15 protein-coding genes are annotated in these 16,974 nt (G+C 68.7%); 7 read left to right on the forward strand and 8 right to left on the reverse strand.

Features of this window, described 5'->3' with window-relative positions:
• The first annotated feature begins 96 nt into the window (after positions 1-96).
• The 3 genes from AC1DP9_RS19240 to AC1DP9_RS19250 all read left to right on the forward strand — a co-directional run bounded on the left by AC1DP9_RS19240 (position 97) and on the right by AC1DP9_RS19250 (position 5,698).
• The gene (locus AC1DP9_RS19240) at positions 97-3,300 is read left to right on the forward strand and encodes a bifunctional cytochrome P450/NADPH--P450 reductase (protein ID WP_477108234.1); all 3,204 of its coding nucleotides are present in this window, start codon (positions 97-99) and stop codon (positions 3,298-3,300) included.
• 108 nt (positions 3,301-3,408) lie between these two features.
• Positions 3,409-4,620 carry an MFS transporter gene (locus AC1DP9_RS19245; RefSeq protein WP_477108235.1) on the forward strand — a complete coding sequence of 404 codons (1,212 nt, stop codon included), beginning with the start codon at positions 3,409-3,411 and terminating at the stop codon, positions 4,618-4,620.
• Between the two features lie 52 nt (positions 4,621-4,672).
• Positions 4,673-5,698 (forward strand): GlxA family transcriptional regulator, encoded by a 1,026-nt coding sequence (locus AC1DP9_RS19250; RefSeq protein ID WP_477108236.1) that lies wholly within the window; start codon positions 4,673-4,675, stop codon positions 5,696-5,698.
• 22 nt (positions 5,699-5,720) lie between these two features.
• On the opposite strand, the gene htpX is transcribed toward AC1DP9_RS19250, so the two are convergent.
• Together htpX and AC1DP9_RS19260 are read right to left on the reverse strand one after the other, a co-directional pair.
• A complete protein-coding gene (htpX, locus tag AC1DP9_RS19255) occupies positions 5,721-6,599 on the reverse strand; it encodes a protease HtpX (protein WP_477108237.1) in 879 nt (292 codons plus the stop codon).
• Between the two features lie 120 nt (positions 6,600-6,719).
• On the reverse strand, positions 6,720-7,055 hold the full coding sequence (locus AC1DP9_RS19260; RefSeq protein WP_092300244.1) for a hypothetical protein: 336 nt from the start codon (positions 7,053-7,055) through the stop codon (positions 6,720-6,722).
• Positions 7,056-7,231: 176 nt separating this feature from the next.
• Here AC1DP9_RS19260 and AC1DP9_RS19265 point away from each other — a divergent pair, with 176 nt between their 5' ends.
• The 4 genes from AC1DP9_RS19265 (at position 7,232) to AC1DP9_RS19280 (ending at position 9,149) form a co-directional block, all read left to right on the forward strand.
• Positions 7,232-7,666, forward strand: a complete 435-nt coding sequence (locus AC1DP9_RS19265) for a Cd(II)/Pb(II)-responsive transcriptional regulator (RefSeq protein ID WP_092300241.1) — start codon at positions 7,232-7,234, stop codon at positions 7,664-7,666.
• 125 nt (positions 7,667-7,791) lie between these two features.
• Positions 7,792-7,938, forward strand: a complete 147-nt coding sequence (locus AC1DP9_RS19270; RefSeq protein WP_177220001.1) for a hypothetical protein — start codon at positions 7,792-7,794, stop codon at positions 7,936-7,938.
• 163 nt (positions 7,939-8,101) lie between these two features.
• On the forward strand, positions 8,102-8,530 hold the full coding sequence (gene rnk, locus AC1DP9_RS19275; protein ID WP_092300238.1) for a nucleoside diphosphate kinase regulator: 429 nt from the start codon (positions 8,102-8,104) through the stop codon (positions 8,528-8,530).
• Between the two features lie 265 nt (positions 8,531-8,795).
• The gene (locus tag AC1DP9_RS19280) at positions 8,796-9,149 is read left to right on the forward strand and encodes a hypothetical protein (protein WP_092300235.1); all 354 of its coding nucleotides are present in this window, start codon (positions 8,796-8,798) and stop codon (positions 9,147-9,149) included.
• A 138-nt stretch (positions 9,150-9,287) separates the two neighbouring features.
• Here the strand turns inward: AC1DP9_RS19280 and ypfJ are convergent, their stop codons facing one another.
• The 6 genes from ypfJ to gcl form a co-directional block, all read right to left on the reverse strand.
• The gene (ypfJ, locus tag AC1DP9_RS19285) at positions 9,288-10,172 is read right to left on the reverse strand and encodes a KPN_02809 family neutral zinc metallopeptidase (RefSeq protein ID WP_092300232.1); all 885 of its coding nucleotides are present in this window, start codon (positions 10,170-10,172) and stop codon (positions 9,288-9,290) included.
• 135 nt (positions 10,173-10,307) lie between these two features.
• Positions 10,308-11,792 (reverse strand): pyruvate kinase, encoded by a 1,485-nt coding sequence (gene pyk, locus AC1DP9_RS19290; RefSeq protein ID WP_477108238.1) that lies wholly within the window; start codon positions 11,790-11,792, stop codon positions 10,308-10,310.
• A 61-nt stretch (positions 11,793-11,853) separates the two neighbouring features.
• Entirely contained in the window at positions 11,854-13,185 is a 1,332-nt protein-coding gene (locus tag AC1DP9_RS19295) for a glycerate kinase type-2 family protein (protein ID WP_477108239.1), read from the reverse strand.
• An 89-nt stretch (positions 13,186-13,274) separates the two neighbouring features.
• Positions 13,275-14,198, reverse strand: coding sequence for a 2-hydroxy-3-oxopropionate reductase (glxR, locus tag AC1DP9_RS19300; RefSeq protein WP_092300223.1), 924 nt, complete (start codon positions 14,196-14,198; stop codon positions 13,275-13,277).
• Positions 14,199-14,255: 57 nt separating this feature from the next.
• Positions 14,256-15,038, reverse strand: a complete 783-nt coding sequence (gene hyi / locus AC1DP9_RS19305) for a hydroxypyruvate isomerase (RefSeq protein WP_092300220.1) — start codon at positions 15,036-15,038, stop codon at positions 14,256-14,258.
• 17 nt (positions 15,039-15,055) lie between these two features.
• Positions 15,056-16,840: a glyoxylate carboligase gene (gene gcl, locus AC1DP9_RS19310; protein WP_092300216.1), complete on the reverse strand. Its 1,785-nt coding sequence runs from the start codon at positions 16,838-16,840 to the stop codon at positions 15,056-15,058.
• Positions 16,841-16,974: the final 134 nt, after the last annotated feature.

Below are 16,974 nucleotides of genomic sequence, written 5' to 3' on the forward strand. Positions count from 1 at the left end.
GAATTGGAGGGCATGCTCGGTGTCCGCGCGTTGACTTCGCCCCCGAAACTCGGCGATTGTCTACGGCAGTCAAGACCCGCCCCCAGGCCCGCCCCCATGTCCATCGTCCAGCCCGCCGTTGCCCTCCAGCCCATTCCGCGCGACCCGGGCTGGCCCATCGTCGGCAATCTGTTCCAGATCACGCCGGGCGAGGTCGGGCAGCATCTGCTGGCGCGCAGCCGGCACCATGACGGCATCTTCGAGCTGGACTTCGCCGGGCGGCGCGTGCCGTTCGTGTCGTCCGTGGCGCTGGCCAGCGAGCTGTGCGACGCCACGCGCTTCCGCAAGATCATCGGCCCGCCGCTTTCCTACCTGCGCGACATGGCCGGCGACGGCCTGTTCACCGCGCACAGCGACGAGCCGAACTGGGGCTGCGCCCACCGCATCCTGATGCCGGCGTTCAGCCAGCGCGCGATGAAGGGCTATTTCGATGTGATGCTGCGCGTGGCCAATCGCCTCGTGGACAAATGGGACCGTCAGGGCCCGGACGCCGATATCGCCGTGGCCGACGACATGACCCGGCTCACGCTGGACACCATCGCGCTGTCCGGTTTCGGCTACGACTTCGACTCGTTTTCCAGCGAACGGCTAGACCCGTTCATCGAGGCGATGGTCGGCGCGCTGCAGGAGGCGATGAACAAGCTCACGCGGCTGCCGATCCAGGACCGCTTCATGGGCCGCGCCCACCGCCAGTGCGCCGCGGACATCGCCTATATGCGCAACCTGGTGGACGATGTGATCCGCCAGCGCCGTGCCGCGCCCACCACCGGCATGGACCTGCTGAACCTGATGCTGGAGGCGCGCGACCCCGAGACCGACCAACGCCTGGACGACGCGAACATCCGCAATCAGGTCATCACCTTCCTGATTGCCGGGCACGAGACCACCAGCGGCCTGCTGACCTTCGCGCTCTACGAACTGCTGCGCAACCCCGGCGTGCTGGCGCAGGCCTATGCGGAGGTGGACGCCGTGCTGCCCGGCGACGCCGCGCCGGTCTACGCCGATCTCGCCCGGATGCCCGTGCTGGACCGCGTGCTCAAGGAGACGCTGCGGCTCTGGCCGACCGCGCCGGCGTTCGCCGTGGCGCCGTTCGACGATGTGGTGATCGGCGGGCGCTACCACCTGCGCAAGGATCGGCGCATTTCGGTGGTGCTGACCGCGCTGCACCGGGACCCACAGGTGTGGGCCCACCCGGAGCGGTTCGATATCGACCGTTTCCTGCCCGAGCACGAGGCGCGGCTGCCGGCGCACGCCTACATGCCGTTCGGGCAGGGCGAGCAAGCGTGCATCGGCCGGCAGTTCGCGCTGACCGAGGCCAAGCTGGCGCTGGCGCTGATGCTGCGCCACTTCGCCTTCCACGATCCGTACGACTACCAGTTCAAGCTCAAGGAAACGCTGACGATCAAGCCCGACAACCTCGTGCTGCGCGCGCGGCGGCGCCGCCCGCACGAGCGCATCGCGGCCCAGCCCGTGGCGGCGGAGGCCACGCCCGCCGCGCAGGCCGAGGTACGCGGCCACGGGCAGGCGCTGACCGTGCTGTGCGCGTCGAGCCTGGGCACCGCGCGCGAGCTGGCCGAGCAGATCCACGCCGGGGCGGTGGGCGCCGGTTTTGCGGCGAAGCTGCAGGATCTCGACGACGTCGTCGGCGCGCTGCCGACGTCGGGCATCGTGGTGATCGTCGCCGCTACCTACAACGGCCGCGCGCCGGACTCGGGCCGCCGCTTCGAGGCGATGCTGGACGCGCACGCGGCGGCCGGCTATCGCGCCGACGGCCTCCGGCTGGCGCTGCTCGGCTGTGGCAATTCCCAATGGGCGACCTATCAGGCCTTCCCGCGCCGCGTGTTCGATTTCTTCACGTCGGCGGGCGCCGTGCCGCTGCTGGCGCGTGGCGAAGCCGATGGCAACGGCGACTTCGACCAGTCCGCCGAACGCTGGCTGGGCCAGCTCTGGCAGGCCTTGCAGGCCGATGGCGTGGACCCGGGCGGGGCGGGCACGGGCGGCATCGTCGCGGAGGTCCGCAGTCTGGCGGCGATCCGCGCCGAGACGCTGCCGGCCGGGACGCAGGGCTGCACGGTCTTGTCGAATACCGAACTTGTGAACGATCCGAGCGGCCTGTGGGATTTCTCTCTTGAGGCGCCGCGCACCTCCACGCGCGACATCCGCCTGCAACTACCGCCCGGCGTGACCTACCAGACCGGCGATCACCTCGCCGTCTGGCCGCAAAACGACGCCGCGCTGGTGGAGGCGCTGTGCGAACGGCTCGACCTCGACGCGAACGCCATGGTCACGCTCTCCGCGCCGCAAGGCACCGGGCGGGGCCTGCCGATTGGCCAGCCGCTCCCGCTGCGGCAGTTGCTGACACACTTTGTTGAATTGCAGGACGTGGTTTCCCGGCAGACGCTGCGCGGGCTGATGCGCGCCACGCGCTGCCCGTTCACGCAGCAGGCGCTGGCAATGCTGGCCTCGGACGATGCCGAGCGCGGCTACGCGGCGCAGGTGGCGGCGCGGCGGCTGGGTCTGCTCGACGTGCTGGTGGCGCACCCGGCGATCACGCTGTCGCTGGAGGGCCTGCTCGGTTGCGTGGTGCCGATGCGGCCGCGTTTCTATTCGATTGCCTCGTCGCCGCTGGTGTCGCCGGACGTGGCGACGCTGCTGGTCGGCACGGTCTGGGCGCCGGCGCTGTCCGGGCGCGGGCAGTTCCGGGGCGTGGCCTCGACGTGGTTGCAGGGGCTGGCGCCGGGTGCGCGCGTCGCGGCGTCCATCCGCACCCCGAACCCGCCGTTCGCGCCCGAGGCCGACCCGCGCGTGCCGATGCTGCTGATCGGCCCGGGCACCGGCATCGCGCCGTTCCGGGGCTTTATCGAGGAACGGGCGGCGCAGCGCGCGGCGGGGCAGGCCGTGGCGCCGGTGCAACTCTACTTCGGCTGCCGCCATCCTTCGCACGACTGGCTCTACGGCGACGAGATCGCCGCCTGGGCCGGGCAGGGCGTGGCCGAGGTTCATGTCGCCTATTCGGTGGTACCGGAGGCGCCGCGCTATGTGCAGGATCTGCTCTGGCAACGGCGCGACGCCGTCTGGGCGCAGATCGAAGCCGGCGCCACGGTCTACGTCTGCGGCGACGGCCGACGCATGGCGCCAGCGGTACGCCAGACGCTGATCGACATCGGCACGCAGGTAGGCGGGATGGACGCCACGCAGGCGTCCGACTGGTTCGCCGGGCTGGTGGCGCAAGGGCGGTACCGGCAGGACGTGTTCAACTGACGGCGCGTATTGACGCGTTCGCTGGCAGAAATCGACGGATCATTGTCCGTCAGCCGCCCCGCGTCGCCCGTACGCTGGTAGCCATCCCCCTCTTATCCGGAGAATCCGATGGCTACCTCCGCCATGCGGCAGGCGCGCGTGCTGGCGCTGTGCCAGGCGCTTTACACCGCCGCGCTGTCCGTTGACCTGACGCTGACCGGGCTGGTCGGCTACACGCTCGCGCCGGACAAGGCGCTGGCCACCTTGCCGTTCGCGCTGATTACCGTGGCCTCGGCGCTGACCGCCATCGCCGCCGCATTCCTGATCGAGCGCTTTGGCCGCCGGCTGGCGTTCTCGCTCGGGGGGCTGGCCTGCGCGCTGGGCGGCGTGGTCTCGGTCTGGGCGATCTATACCCATCACTTCGTGTTGTTCTGCGTCGGCACGGCGCTGGTCGGCGTGTTCCAGGCGTTTGCGCGCTTCTACCGGCTCGCCGCCGCCGATGCCGCGCCCGCGCCGGACAAGCCGCGCGCCATCTCGGCCGTGCTCACCGGTGGCGTGGTCGCCGCCGTCTGCGGGCCGGCCATCGCCGCGTGGAGCGCGGACATGATGCAGCCGCTGCCGTTCGCGGGCTCGTACGCGGTGGTCGCCGTGTTCGGCGTGCTGACCATGCTGGTGCTGGCCTTCGCCTACCGCGAGCCGGCCTCGCTGGCCGCCGGCAGCGCCGCCAGCGATGGCCTGCCCGCGCGCCCGCTCGGCGAGATCGTGCGCCAGCCGATCTTCCTCGCCGCGTTCGCCAACAACGGCATCGGCAACGCGGTGATGATGTTCGTGATGACGGCCACGCCGATTGCCGCCGTGGCGTGCCAGCACACGATCACGCAGGGCGCGCAGATCATCGAATGGCATCTGGTGGGCATGTACGCGCCGTCGTTCTTCTCGGGCTGGCTGCTGCAACGCTTCGGCAATCCGGCGATGCTGGCCAGCGGCATTGCGCTGTCGGCGCTCGCGGCGGTGGTGGCACTGTGCTCGACCGCGCTGCCGGCCTTCTACCTCGCGCTGCTGTGCCTCGGCATCGGCTGGAATTTCATGTTCGTGGGCGGCACCACACTGCTGGCGGGCAGCTACCGCACCGCCGAGCGCGCGCGCACCCAGGCGACGGCCGAGTTTTCCGCCGCCGTGCTGACGGCGCTGGCCACGCTGGCGGCGGGGCAGGTGCTCTATCACTGGGGCTGGCAGGCCGTGAATCTGGCCGTGCTGCCGGCGCTGGCGCTCGCGCTGGTCATCACGCTGCGCTGGCAGCGGCATGCGCGGCGGGTGGGGGCGATGGTGGCACCCGCATGATCGGCCGGCGTATGATCGGGGCCACTCCCTTCGCTCAAACGGCTCGATTCCCATGCCCACCGACCTCCATCTCATCGCCGCATCGCCCCGCGTGGTGGTGATCGTGGCGCCGGACCCGGCGCAGGAGCTTGATGTCACCGGGCCGACCGCCGTGTTCGGCGCGGCCAACAAGCTGTGCGGGCGGGCCGAGCCGTTCTACGACGTGCGCGTGGTCAGCGTCAGCGACGACGCCATCGTGCGCACAGAAAGCGGCGTGCGGATGCTGGCCGACGCGCCGTACCACCAGATCGCCGACGCCATCGGCCAGCCCATCGACACCCTGCTGATCTCGGGCGGCTCCGGCCACGCGGCGGCGTCTGACGACGCGCGGTTGATCGGCTGGATCCGCGAGCAGGCGCCCCGGGTGCGGCGGCTCGGCGCGGTCTGCACCGGCGCCTTCGTGCTCGCCCGCACCGGGCTGCTGGACGAAGCGCGCGTGACCACGCACTGGCGCCACGCGGACCGCCTGGCCACGCGCTACCCCCGGCTGACCGTCGATGCGGACCCGATCTGGATTCGCGCGGGCCGCTACTACACCTCGGCCGGCGTGACGGCGGGCATGGACCTGTCGCTGGCGCTGGTGGAGGAAGACCTCGGGTACGCGGTGTCGCTCGAAGTGGCGCGCGAACTCGTCCTTTTCCTGCGTCGACCGGGCAACCAGGCGCAGTTCTCCACCTCGCTGCGCGCGCAGGCGGCCGAGAGCGTGGAGTTGCGGGCCTTGCAGGGATGGATGGCGGATCACCTCGACCGCGACCTCTCGGTAGCCGTACTGGCCGAGCGGGTGGCGATGAGCCCGCGCAACTTCGCGCGCGTGTTCGCCAAGCAGGTGGGGGAGACTCCGGCGCGCTACGTGGAGCGGCTGCGGGTGGAGGCGGTGCGGCGGATGCTGGAGGGCAGCGACCGCCGGCTGGAGAGCATCGCCCACGCCACCGGCTTCGCCAACGCGGACGTCATGCGGCAGGCCTTCCTGCGGCATGTGCAGACCACGCCCGAACGCTACCGGGCCGCCTTCCGGGCGGAACGGGGCGCGGCGGCCTAGCGCGCACCGGCCCCCATTCTATTTAGCGGCCAGATTGCAGCGCCGCGATCCGCTGTTCGATCGGCGGATGGCTCGAGAACATCGCCAGCCACTTGCGGCCGCCCGAGATCCCCATCGCCTGCATGTTCTGCGGCAGGCCATCGGCATCGAGGCCGCCCAGGCGGCGCAGCGCCGAGACCATCGGGGTGGGCGTGCCCATCAGGCCGGCCGCGCCTGCGTCCGCACGGAACTCGCGCTGGCGCGAGAACCACGCCACGATCACGCTGGCCAGGATGCCGAAGAGCAGCTCGCAGATCACGACGGTGATCATGTAGCCGATGCCGGGGCCGCTCGACTCCTCGTCGTTGCGGCGCAGCCACGAATCCACGAAGTAGCCGACCACGCGTGCCATGAAGATCACGAAGGTGTTCACCACGCCCTGGATCAGCGTCAGCGTGACCATGTCGCCATTGGCGATGTGGGCCACCTCGTGCGCGAGCACGGCTTCCACTTCGTCGTGCGACATCGACTGGAGCAGGCCGGTCGACACCGCCACCAGCGAGCTTTTCTTCGACGCGCCCGTGGCGAAGGCATTCGGCTCGCCGTCATAGATCGCCACTTCGGGCATCGGCAGGCCGGCCCGGGTGGCGAGTTTCTCGACGGTCTGCATCAGCCACAGCTCGGTGCTGGTGCTCGGATGGGTGATGACCTGGGCACCGACCGACCACTTGGCGATGGTCTTGGACATCAGCAGCGAGATGAACGAGCCGCCGAAGCCCATCAGCGCGGCGAACGCCAGCAGCATGCCGAGGTTGAGGCCGTTGGATGTCAGGTAGCGGTTCACGCCCAGCAGGCTGGCCGCGACGCTGAGGACGAGCATGACGGCGATGTTGGTCGCCAGGAACAGGAAAATACGTTTCATGGTGTGTGGGGCAAGGATAAAGACGCGGACGAGCCGCAGGCGCGCACGGCGCTGACTGGGCGCCGCACGACAAACGGAACGCGCACGGCCGGCCAGTGGCGGCCACGCGCGCAATGGGGATCAGCCGCGCGGCGGGCGCGGCAAGCGGGGAAGGTGGGGGTCCGGCAGCGTGATGCCGGCATAGCGCGGCAAGGCGCCGCGCACAGAGGGGGCGGCCACGCGCGGCATCGGCGCGGGCAACAGCTGTTCGGCGAAGTCGGCGCCCGGCGGCGAGGGCTCGGCGCTATCGGCCGGCATCGGCAGGCCTGGCTCCGCCGGCGCGGCGAAGTCGGCCTGATCGGCCAGCACCGGATCGGCGGCAATCATCACCGCCTGCATCGACGTCTCCACCTGGGCCACCGGCGTGCTGACGCCTGCCCAGGCCTGCAACGGCAGGAAGGCAAGCAGCACGATCATCAGCAGGAGCCGAAGCGGTTGCACGGAGCGGTGTGACGAGGGGGACGACATTGGCGTCGATTCTACCGCAGGGGGCTGGCGGCCGTTGCCCCGCAGCAAGCTGACGGCAAATCGCCTACACTCCCTCCGTAACCCTGTAATCGCTACAGGGATTTCCGAACCCGGAGAACCAGACCATGCGTATCGGCGAACTGTCCCGCCACAGCGGTTGCGACGTCGAGACCATCCGCTATTACGAGCGCGAGGGGTTGCTCGATGCCCCGCAGCGGGAAGACAACGGCTATCGCCGTTACGGCGACCCGCATCTCGTGCAGCTCAACTTCGTGCGCCATTGCCGTTCGCTGGGGATGAGCCTGTCCGATGTGCGCCGGCTGCGGGATTTCCAGCGCAATCCGTCGCTGGCGTGTGGCGATATCGACACGCTGCTCGACCGCCAGATCGACCAGATTCACGCCCAACGCGTGGCGCTGGAAGCGCTGGAAGGGCAGTTGCGTGCGCTGCGGCATACCTGCGAGAACCCGAACCCGCATCCGGCCAGTGAGTGCGGCATTCTCCAGAACCTCCAGCAGGCAGCCGAAGGGGCGGCCTGCGAATGTCATCCACGGCATTGATGTGATGCGCTCGATTGTATAAGAGCGTATCAATGCGGCGCATAGGGTACACCCTCAGCCCGCGCCATCGGACGGCTGTGCTAGCATGGCCGTTCGTTTTCCCTGCATCTCAGATCATTCTCACGATGTCCCGTCATCTGCCGTTCACCGCATTCGCCATGGTCCGCTTCCAGCGGCCGGCGGGCGCGTGCGTGCGGGTGACGCGCATCGCCATGCGCAGCATCGACCGCCGGATCAACGCCCCGCTTGATCCCGCCCGGTTCCCGGCCTGACCGATCCCCACCAAGCGGGCCCGGCGCCGAACCGGGCCCGAGTCACCGCAGTTTCCATCCTGCCGGCGTCGCCCCATTGCGCCGGCCATTGAATTCCTGACACCCTGGCCGCCGCGCGCCTGAATCTTCGCTCGGCTGCCGCCTTGCGAGAGAGACCTTTGCCATGGCCAAGTCCAACGGCGTTTCCAGCAACGCCCCCACCCTGTACCTGACCGAACTGGACGTGACGCGCCTGGAAGGTATCGCCAGCCGCGCCGCCACCGCCGAACTCGACGAAATGCTGGACGCGCTGCTCACCCGCGCGGCCATCGTGCCGCCGGACGCGATCCCCAAGGACGTGGTGACGATGAACTCGCGCGTGGTCTGCGCACTGGAAGGGGAGCCGGCGCCGCGCGACTGGACGCTGGTCTATCCAGACGATGCCGACCTGGCCGGCGGCCGCCTCTCGGTGCTCTCCCCGGTGGGACAGGCGCTGCTCGGCGCCCGCGCCGGCCAGACCGTGGACTACCGCCTGCCGGACGGCCGCCAGCAACGCGTGACCGTGCTGGAAGTGGCCTTCCAGCCCGAGGCCAGCGGCCAGTTCACGCTCTGATCTCGCGCTGATTCCCCCGGTCATCCGCCTGGATTGACCGGTCAACGCGGCTGGCACCCCGCCAGTCGCGCCCCCGCGGCCACCGTTCATCGGCAGGTCCAGCGTTTCACGGCGTGCAACGCACCATTCGTCGCAGCGGTATTTCTCGTTGGCGGCCGACCCACTAACCTTCACTCCGTGCTCAGATGGCAACGCAGATTGTTCATCCGGGCAGCAGTTCAGCTGTCTACATAAAAAAGCAGTGAATCAGTTGAAGGAGTCCCAGATGAACGCCAAACGTATCCTTGGCGGCGCCCTTGTGTTCGCCGCATTCGCAGCGTCAGCCGCGGCCATGGCCGCGCCGGCCGCCACCAGCAAGGCTGGTAAGTTCGACGTCTATGCCGATGCCTTGCGCACCGGCAGGTTCGATGTCTACACGGACGGTGCAAAAACCGGCCCGTTCGACACCTATACGGATGGCGCCCGCCAAGGCCCGTTCAACCCGTTCGGCGAAGGCACCCGGCAAGGCAAGTTCGACAGCTTCAGCGAAGGCAGCCGCACGTTCAGTGGCGAGATCTCCGCGACGCCGGTCGACAACTCGCGCAATGGCGACTTGTACGGCTACAACTATCGCGTCTGAACCTAGCTCGTCCTGACGGACAACGCGGCCACTTAGGTGGCCGCGACAGTTTTCTCTCCCACCTGCCCGGCCGACCTCCTCCTTCTCTCTCTCCGCCTGGGCAGGTGATTTTTGCTCCCGCCGTTCCCGCTTCCCCGCTTACAGCTTCTTCGCCGCAAACGTATCGCATTTGCGGATATCCCCCGTGGTCAGCCCCTGCCTGAGCCAGCGCACACGTTGTTCGCTCGTGCCGTGGGTGAACGCCTCCGGCACCACGTAGCCCTGCGCTTGCCGTTGCAGCCGGTCGTCACCAATCGCGGCGGCGGCTTTCAGTCCTTCCTCCACATCGCCCGGTTCCAGCAGTGCCTGATTGGCCTTTTGCGCCGTCGCGGCCCAGACGCCGGCCAGGCAGTCGGCCTGTAGCTCCAGACGCACGGACAGCTGGTTCGCCTGCGCCTCGCCCATGCGGCGGCGCGCGGCGTCCACCTTGGCGGACACCCCGAGCAGGTTCTGCACATGGTGGCCAATCTCGTGGGCAATCACGTACGCCTGGGCGAAGTCGCCGCTGGCGCCGAAGCGCTTGCGCAGCTCGTCATAGAAGGCCAGGTCGATATAGACCTTCTGGTCACCCGGGCAGTAGAACGGCCCCATCGCCGACTGACCGGTGCCGCACGCCGTGGGCGTGGCGCCCGAGAACAGCACCAGCGTGGGCGGCGCGTAGCGGCGGTTCAGGTCGGTTTCGAAGATGTGCTCCCATGTCCGCTCGGTATTGCCGAGCACCTTGCGCGTGAACACGGTGAGCTGGTCGGTGGCCGGCGGGCGGTGCGCCTGGGACTGCGGCGCCTGCTGCGGCTGGCCCTGGATGACCGAGGCGCCCTGGAAAATCACCGACGGATCGACCCCAAAGAAATACGAGGCGGCCAGCGCGATAACGATGGTGCCGATACCGATCGATTTGCCGCCGATGGGGAAGCCGCCGCCGCCAAATCCGCCGCCACGGCGGTCTTCCACATTCTGGCTTTCGGCTTCGTCGTCGAGACGCATGAGGGCTCCGTCATAGCTTGTAGATCGGCGGCCACGTGGGGCCGCCATATGTCGGAGCAGTATAGCAATGGCGCCCGACGGTAGATGTCAGCCATCCACCGTCAGGTACATCCCTTAGTGGCCCTCAGCGGGCCCTCAGACCGCCGCCGGCTGGCGCAGCGCGCCGCCGATGCCGAGGTCCGCGTCCAGGCTGCCCGCCACTTCGGTGCCGACTTCGGCCACCCGCAGCAGGTTGGTCGTGCCGCCCTGGCCGAACGGCATGCCGGCCGCAATGGTGATCTGGTCGCCCGGCGCCGCGTAGCCTTCCACCAGGGCCGCACGGGTGGCGGCTTCCACCATCTCGTCCACGCTCTGCACATCCGGGCTGACCGTCGAATGGATCCCCCAGGCCATGGCCAGCCGCCGCGCAATCTCAAGATTCGGCGTGATGCTGACGATGGGCGCGCACGGCCGCTCGCGCGCGGCACGCAGCGCTGTGGCGCCGGACGACGTGTACGTCACCGTGGCCACCGCGCCGATGATCTGCGTGACCTCGCGCAGCGCCGCGCAGATCGCATCCTGGCGCGTGGAGAGCGGCGCCTCGTGCTGCGCATCGATCATATTGCGGTACAGCGGATCCTGCTCCACCTCGGTGATGATGCGGTCCATCATCGATACCGCCGGTACCGGATGCCGGCCGTTGGCCGATTCGGCGGACAGCATCACGGCATCGGCGCCGTCGTAGATGGCGCTGGCCACGTCGGAGGCCTCGGCGCGCGTGGGCACCGGCGAGTCGATCATCGATTCCAGCATCTGCGTGGCGATGACGATGGGTTTGCCCAACTGGCGGCAGATGCGCAGGATGCGCTTCTGCACGCCGGGCACGCGCTCGGGCGGCAGTTCCACGCCGAGGTCGCCGCGCGCCACCATCACCGCGTCGGACACGCGCACGATCTCTTCCAGCTGCTGCAATGCCGCCGGCTTCTCGATTTTCGACAGCACGCCTGCGCGCGTGCCGATGATCTCGCGCGCCTCGGCGATGTCCGAGGGCCGCTGCACGAAGGACAGCGCGATCCAGTCCGCGCCCAGCTCCAGCGCGAAGGCCAGGTCGCGGCGGTCCTTCTCGGTCAGCGCGGGGATGGGGATCACCGCGTCCGGCACGTTCACGCCCTTGCGGTCAGACAGCGTGCCGTTGTTGGCCACGCGCGTGGTGATGCTGCCGCTCGCCACGGCCACGATGTTCAGGCGCACCTTGCCGTCATCGATCAGCAGGGACTGCCCGGCACTGGCCGCGCGGAACAGCTCCGGGTGCGGCAGGTAGACGCGCGTGGCATCGCCGGGCGTGGGGTCGCTGTCCAGCACGAACGTATCGCCGGCCTTGACCGCCACCTTGCCCACCGCGAACGTGCCGATGCGCAGCTTCGGGCCCTGCAGGTCGGCCAGGACGGCGATGGGGCGGCCGGTCTCGGCCTCCACCTGGCGCACGGCGTCGTAGCGCGCGCGATGGTCCTCGTGCGTGCCGTGGCTGAAGTTCAGCCGGAACACGTCTGCGCCGGCATCGAACAATTGGCGGATGACCGCGATGTCCGAGCTGGCGGGTCCGAGCGTGGCAACGATCTTGGCTTTGCGCTGGCGTCTCATGATGTCTCCTTCCTGTTTCCGTGGGGCTCTTGTGCGACTTGTGGGGCGGCGCGATCCGGGATCAGACGATCAGGATCGCGCGGAAATCGTTGACGTTGGTACGGGTGGGGCCGGTCACGACGAGGTCGTCGAGGCCGGCGAAGAACCCGTAGCCGTCGTTGTTGTCGAGGTGGGCGCGGGCGGACAGGCCACGGGCGCCGGCCCGCGTCAGCGTGTCCGGGCCGAGCAGGGCGCCGGCGTTGTCTTCGGAGCCGTCGATACCGTCCGTATCCCCGGCGATGGCGTGCACACCGGGCAGGCCGTCGAGCGCCACGGCCAGCGCCAGCAGGAATTCGGCATTGCGCCCGCCGCGCCCGTCGCCGCGCACGGTGACGGTGGTTTCGCCGCCGGACAGGATCACGCACGGCTTCTGGAATGGCTGGCCGCGCGTGGCCACCTGCCGGGCGATGGCGGCGTGCACTTCGGCCACATCGCGCGCTTCGCCCTCGATGCAATCGGACAGGATGTGCGCGGTCAGGCCCAGCTCGTGCGCGCGGGCCGCGGCGGCTTCGAGCGACTGCTGGGCGCTGGCCAGCGTGACGCTGCGGTGGCCAGCAAAGCGCGCATCGCCGGGCTTGGGTGTTTCGCCAGCGCCGCTCTCCAGGTGCCGGCGCACGTTGGCGGGCACCTCGATCTGGTATTTGGCGATGACCGCGAGCGCGTCGGCGCAGGTGGTGGCGTCCGGCAGCGTGGGGCCGCTGGCGATCAGGGTCGGGTCATCGCCGGGGATATCGGAAATCAGCAGGGTCTCGACGCGTGCCGGCGCGCAGGCCAACGCCAGCCGGCCGCCCTTGAGCGCGGAGAGATGCTTGCGCACGCAGTTCATCTCGCCGATGTTCGCGCCGCTGCGCAGCAGCGCCTTGTTGACCGCCTGCTTGTCTTCCAGTGTCAGGCCTGGGGCCGGTGCCGCCAGCAGCGCGGAGCCGCCGCCGGAAATCAAGCAAAGCACGAGGTCATCGGCGGTCAGTCCCTGCACGGCTTCGACCATGCGTTGGGCGGCGCGCTGGCCTGCGGCGTCGGGCACCGGGTGGGCGGCTTCCACGACCTCGATGCGCCGGCAGTCGGCGCCATGGCCGTAGCGCGTGACCACCAGCCCCGACAGCTCGCCTTGCCAGTGCGCCTCCACGGCCTGCGCCATCGCGGCGGCAGCCTTGCCTGCGCCGATCACCACGGTGCGGCCCTTGGGGGGCGATGGCAGGTGCGGCGGCAGGCAGTGGGCGGCGCTGACGGACGCCACGGCCGTGTCGAACAGGTCGCTCAGCAGCGCGCGCGCGTGGCGGGGATCGCGGAAGTCAGGGAGGCTGCCCTGTCGCTGGGGCGACAGCAGGGCGGCGGTGGCGTCGGTGGAAAGCATGTGGGGTCCGGAAGGCAAGGCAAGACCCGGGCACGGGGCCCGGGCGGGTGAGGCTAGGTACGCTTACTTCGCGCTATTACATCGCGCTATTACTTCGCGCTTTTTGCGATCTCATGGTTCGACATGATCTCGATGGCCCGGCACAGCGCCGAGTGGTCGAGCTTGCCGAAGCCGTTGGCTGCGCATGCGTTGAACAGCTCCTGCGCGGTGGCCGTGTTCGGCAGCGACACGCCCAGCGTCTTGGCCCCTTGCAGCGCCAGATTCAGATCTTTCTGATGGAGTTCGATGCGGAAGCCGGGGTCGAACGTGCGCTTGACCATCCGCTCGCCGTGCACTTCCAGAATGCGCGACGCCGCGAAGCCGCCCATCAGCGCCTGACGCACCTTGGCCGGGTCGGCGCCAGCCTTCGACGCGAACAGCAGCGCCTCGGACACCGCCTGGATGTTCAGCGCCACGATGATCTGGTTGGCCACCTTGGTGGTCTGGCCGTCGCCGTTGCCGCCGACCAGCGTGATGTTCTTGCCCATCAGCTCGAACAGCGGCTTGACCTGATCGAACGCCTCGGCCGGGCCGCCCACCATGATGGTCAGCGAGGCCGCCTTGGCGCCCACCTCGCCGCCGGAGACCGGCGCGTCGAGGTAGGAGGCGCCGAGCTTGTTGATGCGCGCCGCGAAGTCCTTGGTGGCGATCGGCGAGATCGAGCTCATGTCCACCACGATCTTGCTGTAGCTGGCTTCCTTGCCGGCCGTCTTGAGCGCCGCCGCCACGCCCTTGTCGGCGAACAGCACCGCCTCCACGTGCGGGGTGTCCGGCACCATGATGACGATGATGTCCGCGCGCTTGGCGACTTCCTCGGCGCTGGTGCACACGGTCACGCCGGCATCGACCAGCGCCTGCGGCGCCGGATTGACGTCGTGCACGAACAGCGTGTGCCCGGCGGCGCGCAGGTGGCCCGCCATCGGCGCGCCCATGATGCCGAGGCCGATAAAGCCGACGTTTCGTTGATCTGCCATGGAATGTCTCCTCTCTAATCTATCGAAAAATTCTTGAATGTGTGCTGGGCGCGCGGCCTACTGCACGCCCATCGCGGCGCGCCAGCCCAGGCCGGCCTCGGTGGTGGTCTTCGGCTTGTACTCGCAGCCGATCCAGCCGGTGTAGCCAATCTCGTCCAGGTAGCCGAACAGGAACGGGTAATTCAGCTCGCCCGTGCCCGGCTCGTTGCGGCCCGGGTTGTCCGCCAGCTGCACGTGGCGGATCTTCGGCAGGTTGGCCTTGAGCGTCGCGGCGATCTCGCCCTCCATGCGCTGCATGTGATAGATGTCGTACTGCACATACAGATTCGTCGCATTGACTTGCCCGATCAGGTCCACCGCCTGCTGGGTGCGCGAGAGGAAGAAGCCGGGGATGTCGAAGGTGTTGATCGGCTCGATCAACAGGTCGATCTGCTCCTTGGCCAGCGCGGCAGCCGCGAAGCGCAGGTTCTCCACCAGCGTCTCGTTGGCCTGCTCACGCTTGACGTCCTGCGGCAGCTTGCCGACCAGGCAGTTCAGCTGGCGCACGCCGAGCACCTTCGCGTACTTGATCGCCTCGCCCACGCCTTCCTGGAACTCGCCCACGCGGTCCGGGTGGCAGGCGATGCCACGCTCGCCGGCCTCCCAGTTGCCGGCGGGCAGGTTGTGCAGCACGAGGTCCAGCTGGAACCGGCTCAGCCGGTCGGCAATCTGGTCCGCATGGAACGCGTACGGGAACAGGAACTCCACGCCCCGGAATCCGGCGCGGGCGGCGGCCTCGAAGCGGTCCAGGAAGGCCACTTCGTTGAACAGCATGGTCAGGTTGGCGGCGAGCTTTGGCATGTGTGTCTCTCTCCCGGTCAGGCGGTGGCCACTTCTTCGGACAGGATGGCCTCGTCGGCGTCCTCGATGTCCTCGATCGGCTCGAACTCGTTGATGTTGTCGATCTCGGTACCCATCGCGATATTGGTCACGCGCTCCAGGATCACTTCCACCACCACCGGCACCGAGAATTCGGCCATCAGATCACGCGCCTCGGCGAAGGCCGGCGCGATGTCCTCGGGCTTGTGCACGCGGATCGCCTTGCAGCCGAGCCCTTCCACCACCTTGACGTGATCCACGCCATAGCCGTCCAGCTCCGGCGCGTTGACGTTGTCGAACGCCAGCTGCACGCAGTAATCCATCTCGAAGTTGCGCTGCGCCTGACGGATCAGGCCGAGGTAGGAGTTGTTCACCACGAGGTGGATGTACGGCACCTTGAACTGCGCGGCGACGGCCAGTTCCTCGATCATGAACTGGAAGTCGTAGTCGCCCGAGATGGCCACCACGTCCGATTCCGGCGAGGCGGTCTTCACGCCGATGGCGGCGGGGATCGTCCAGCCGAGCGGGCCGGCCTGACCGCAGTTGATCCAGTGGCGCGGCTGGTTCACCGACAGGAACTGCGCAGCGGCGATCTGCGACAGGCCGATGGTGCTGACGTAGCGCACGTCGCGCGGGAAGTACTGGTTCATCTCGCGGTACACGCGTTGCGGCTTGATGGGCACGTTGTCGAAGTCGCTCTTGCGCTTCATGGTGCGGCGGCGCTTCTGCACATCGGCCACCCAGGCCTTGCGGCACGGCAGGCGGCCTGCCATCTTCATCTCGCGCGCCACTTCCACGAACAGCTCCAGCGCGGCCTTGGCGTCCGAGACGATGCCGAGGTCCGGGCCGAACACGCGGCCGATCTGCGTCGGTTCGATATCGACGTGAACGAATTTCCGACCTTTCGTATAGACATCGACGCTCCCCGTGTGGCGGTTGGCCCAGCGGTTGCCGATGCCCATCACGAAGTCGGACGCCAGCAGCGTGGCATTGCCGTAGCGGTGCGAGGTCTGCAGGCCGACCATGCCGGCCTGGAGCGGATGGTCGTCGGCGAGCACGCCCCAGCCCATCAGCGTCGGCACCACCGGCACGTTGACCAGTTCGGCGAACTGCACCATCAGGTCGGCCGCATCGGCGTTGATCACGCCGCCGCCGCAGACGATCAGCGGGCGCTCGGCCGCGTTGAGCATGGCGATGGCCTTCTCGATCTGCGCGCGCGAGGCGGCCGGCTTGTACGGCTGGAGCGGCTGGTAGGTCTCCGGGTCGAATTCGATCTCGGCCACCTGCACGTCGAACGGCAGGTCGATCAGCACCGGACCCGGGCGGCCCGAGCGCATCAGGTGGAACGCCTGCTGGAAGACCTGCGGCACCAGCGCCGGCTCGCGCACGGTCACGGCCCACTTGGTCACCGGCTTGGCGATCGATTCGATATCGACGGCCTGGAAATCTTCCTTGTACAGCCGGGCGCGCGGCGCCTGGCCGGTCACGCAGAGGATGGGGATGGAATCCGCCCAGGCCGAGTACAGGCCCGTGATCATGTCCGTGCCGGCGGGGCCCGAGGTGCCCACGCACAGGCCGATATTGCCCGGCTCGGCACGCGTATAGCCTTCGGCCATATGCGAGGCGCCTTCCACGTGGCGGGCCAGCAGGTGCTTGATCGAACCGGCCTTGCGCATGGCCGAGTAGAACGGGTTGATCGCGGCGCCGGGCACGCCGAACGCGGTGGTGATGCCTTCCTTCTCCAGCACGGCGATGGCCGCGTCAACTGCTCTCATCTTCGGCATGTCTGTCTCCAGGGATCGAATTGAAATGGGTGAAATGTCCGCTGGCGTCGATCCTATGCCCGCAGCGGGGCGCGGATAAACAGAAGGGCGATCAGTTGATTCGATACCTGGGGTATGCAATGACCTCGCCGGCG

This window comes from Cupriavidus sp. 01L43 (genome assembly GCF_056399925.1).

Coding starts and splice junctions, on each gene's coding strand:
- ypfJ (WP_092300232.1), bottom strand. CDS start 10,172: ATGCGTCTCGACGACGAAGCCGAAAGCCAGAATGTGGAAGACCGCCGT.
- AC1DP9_RS19250 (WP_477108236.1), top strand. CDS start 4,673: ATGCCCACCGACCTCCATCTCATCGCCGCATCGCCCCGCGTGGTGGTG.
- htpX (WP_477108237.1), bottom strand. CDS start 6,599: ATGAAACGTATTTTCCTGTTCCTGGCGACCAACATCGCCGTCATGCTC.
- glxR (WP_092300223.1), bottom strand. CDS start 14,198: ATGGCAGATCAACGAAACGTCGGCTTTATCGGCCTCGGCATCATGGGC.
- AC1DP9_RS19245 (WP_477108235.1), top strand. CDS start 3,409: ATGGCTACCTCCGCCATGCGGCAGGCGCGCGTGCTGGCGCTGTGCCAG.
- hyi (WP_092300220.1), bottom strand. CDS start 15,038: ATGCCAAAGCTCGCCGCCAACCTGACCATGCTGTTCAACGAAGTGGCC.
- AC1DP9_RS19260 (WP_092300244.1), bottom strand. CDS start 7,055: ATGATCGTGCTGCTTGCCTTCCTGCCGTTGCAGGCCTGGGCAGGCGTC.
- pyk (WP_477108238.1), bottom strand. CDS start 11,792: ATGAGACGCCAGCGCAAAGCCAAGATCGTTGCCACGCTCGGACCCGCC.
- rnk (WP_092300238.1), top strand. CDS start 8,102: ATGGCCAAGTCCAACGGCGTTTCCAGCAACGCCCCCACCCTGTACCTG.
- AC1DP9_RS19270 (WP_177220001.1), top strand. CDS start 7,792: ATGTCCCGTCATCTGCCGTTCACCGCATTCGCCATGGTCCGCTTCCAG.
- AC1DP9_RS19240 (WP_477108234.1), top strand. CDS start 97: ATGTCCATCGTCCAGCCCGCCGTTGCCCTCCAGCCCATTCCGCGCGAC.
- gcl (WP_092300216.1), bottom strand. CDS start 16,840: ATGCCGAAGATGAGAGCAGTTGACGCGGCCATCGCCGTGCTGGAGAAG.
- AC1DP9_RS19280 (WP_092300235.1), top strand. CDS start 8,796: ATGAACGCCAAACGTATCCTTGGCGGCGCCCTTGTGTTCGCCGCATTC.
- AC1DP9_RS19295 (WP_477108239.1), bottom strand. CDS start 13,185: ATGCTTTCCACCGACGCCACCGCCGCCCTGCTGTCGCCCCAGCGACAG.
- AC1DP9_RS19265 (WP_092300241.1), top strand. CDS start 7,232: ATGCGTATCGGCGAACTGTCCCGCCACAGCGGTTGCGACGTCGAGACC.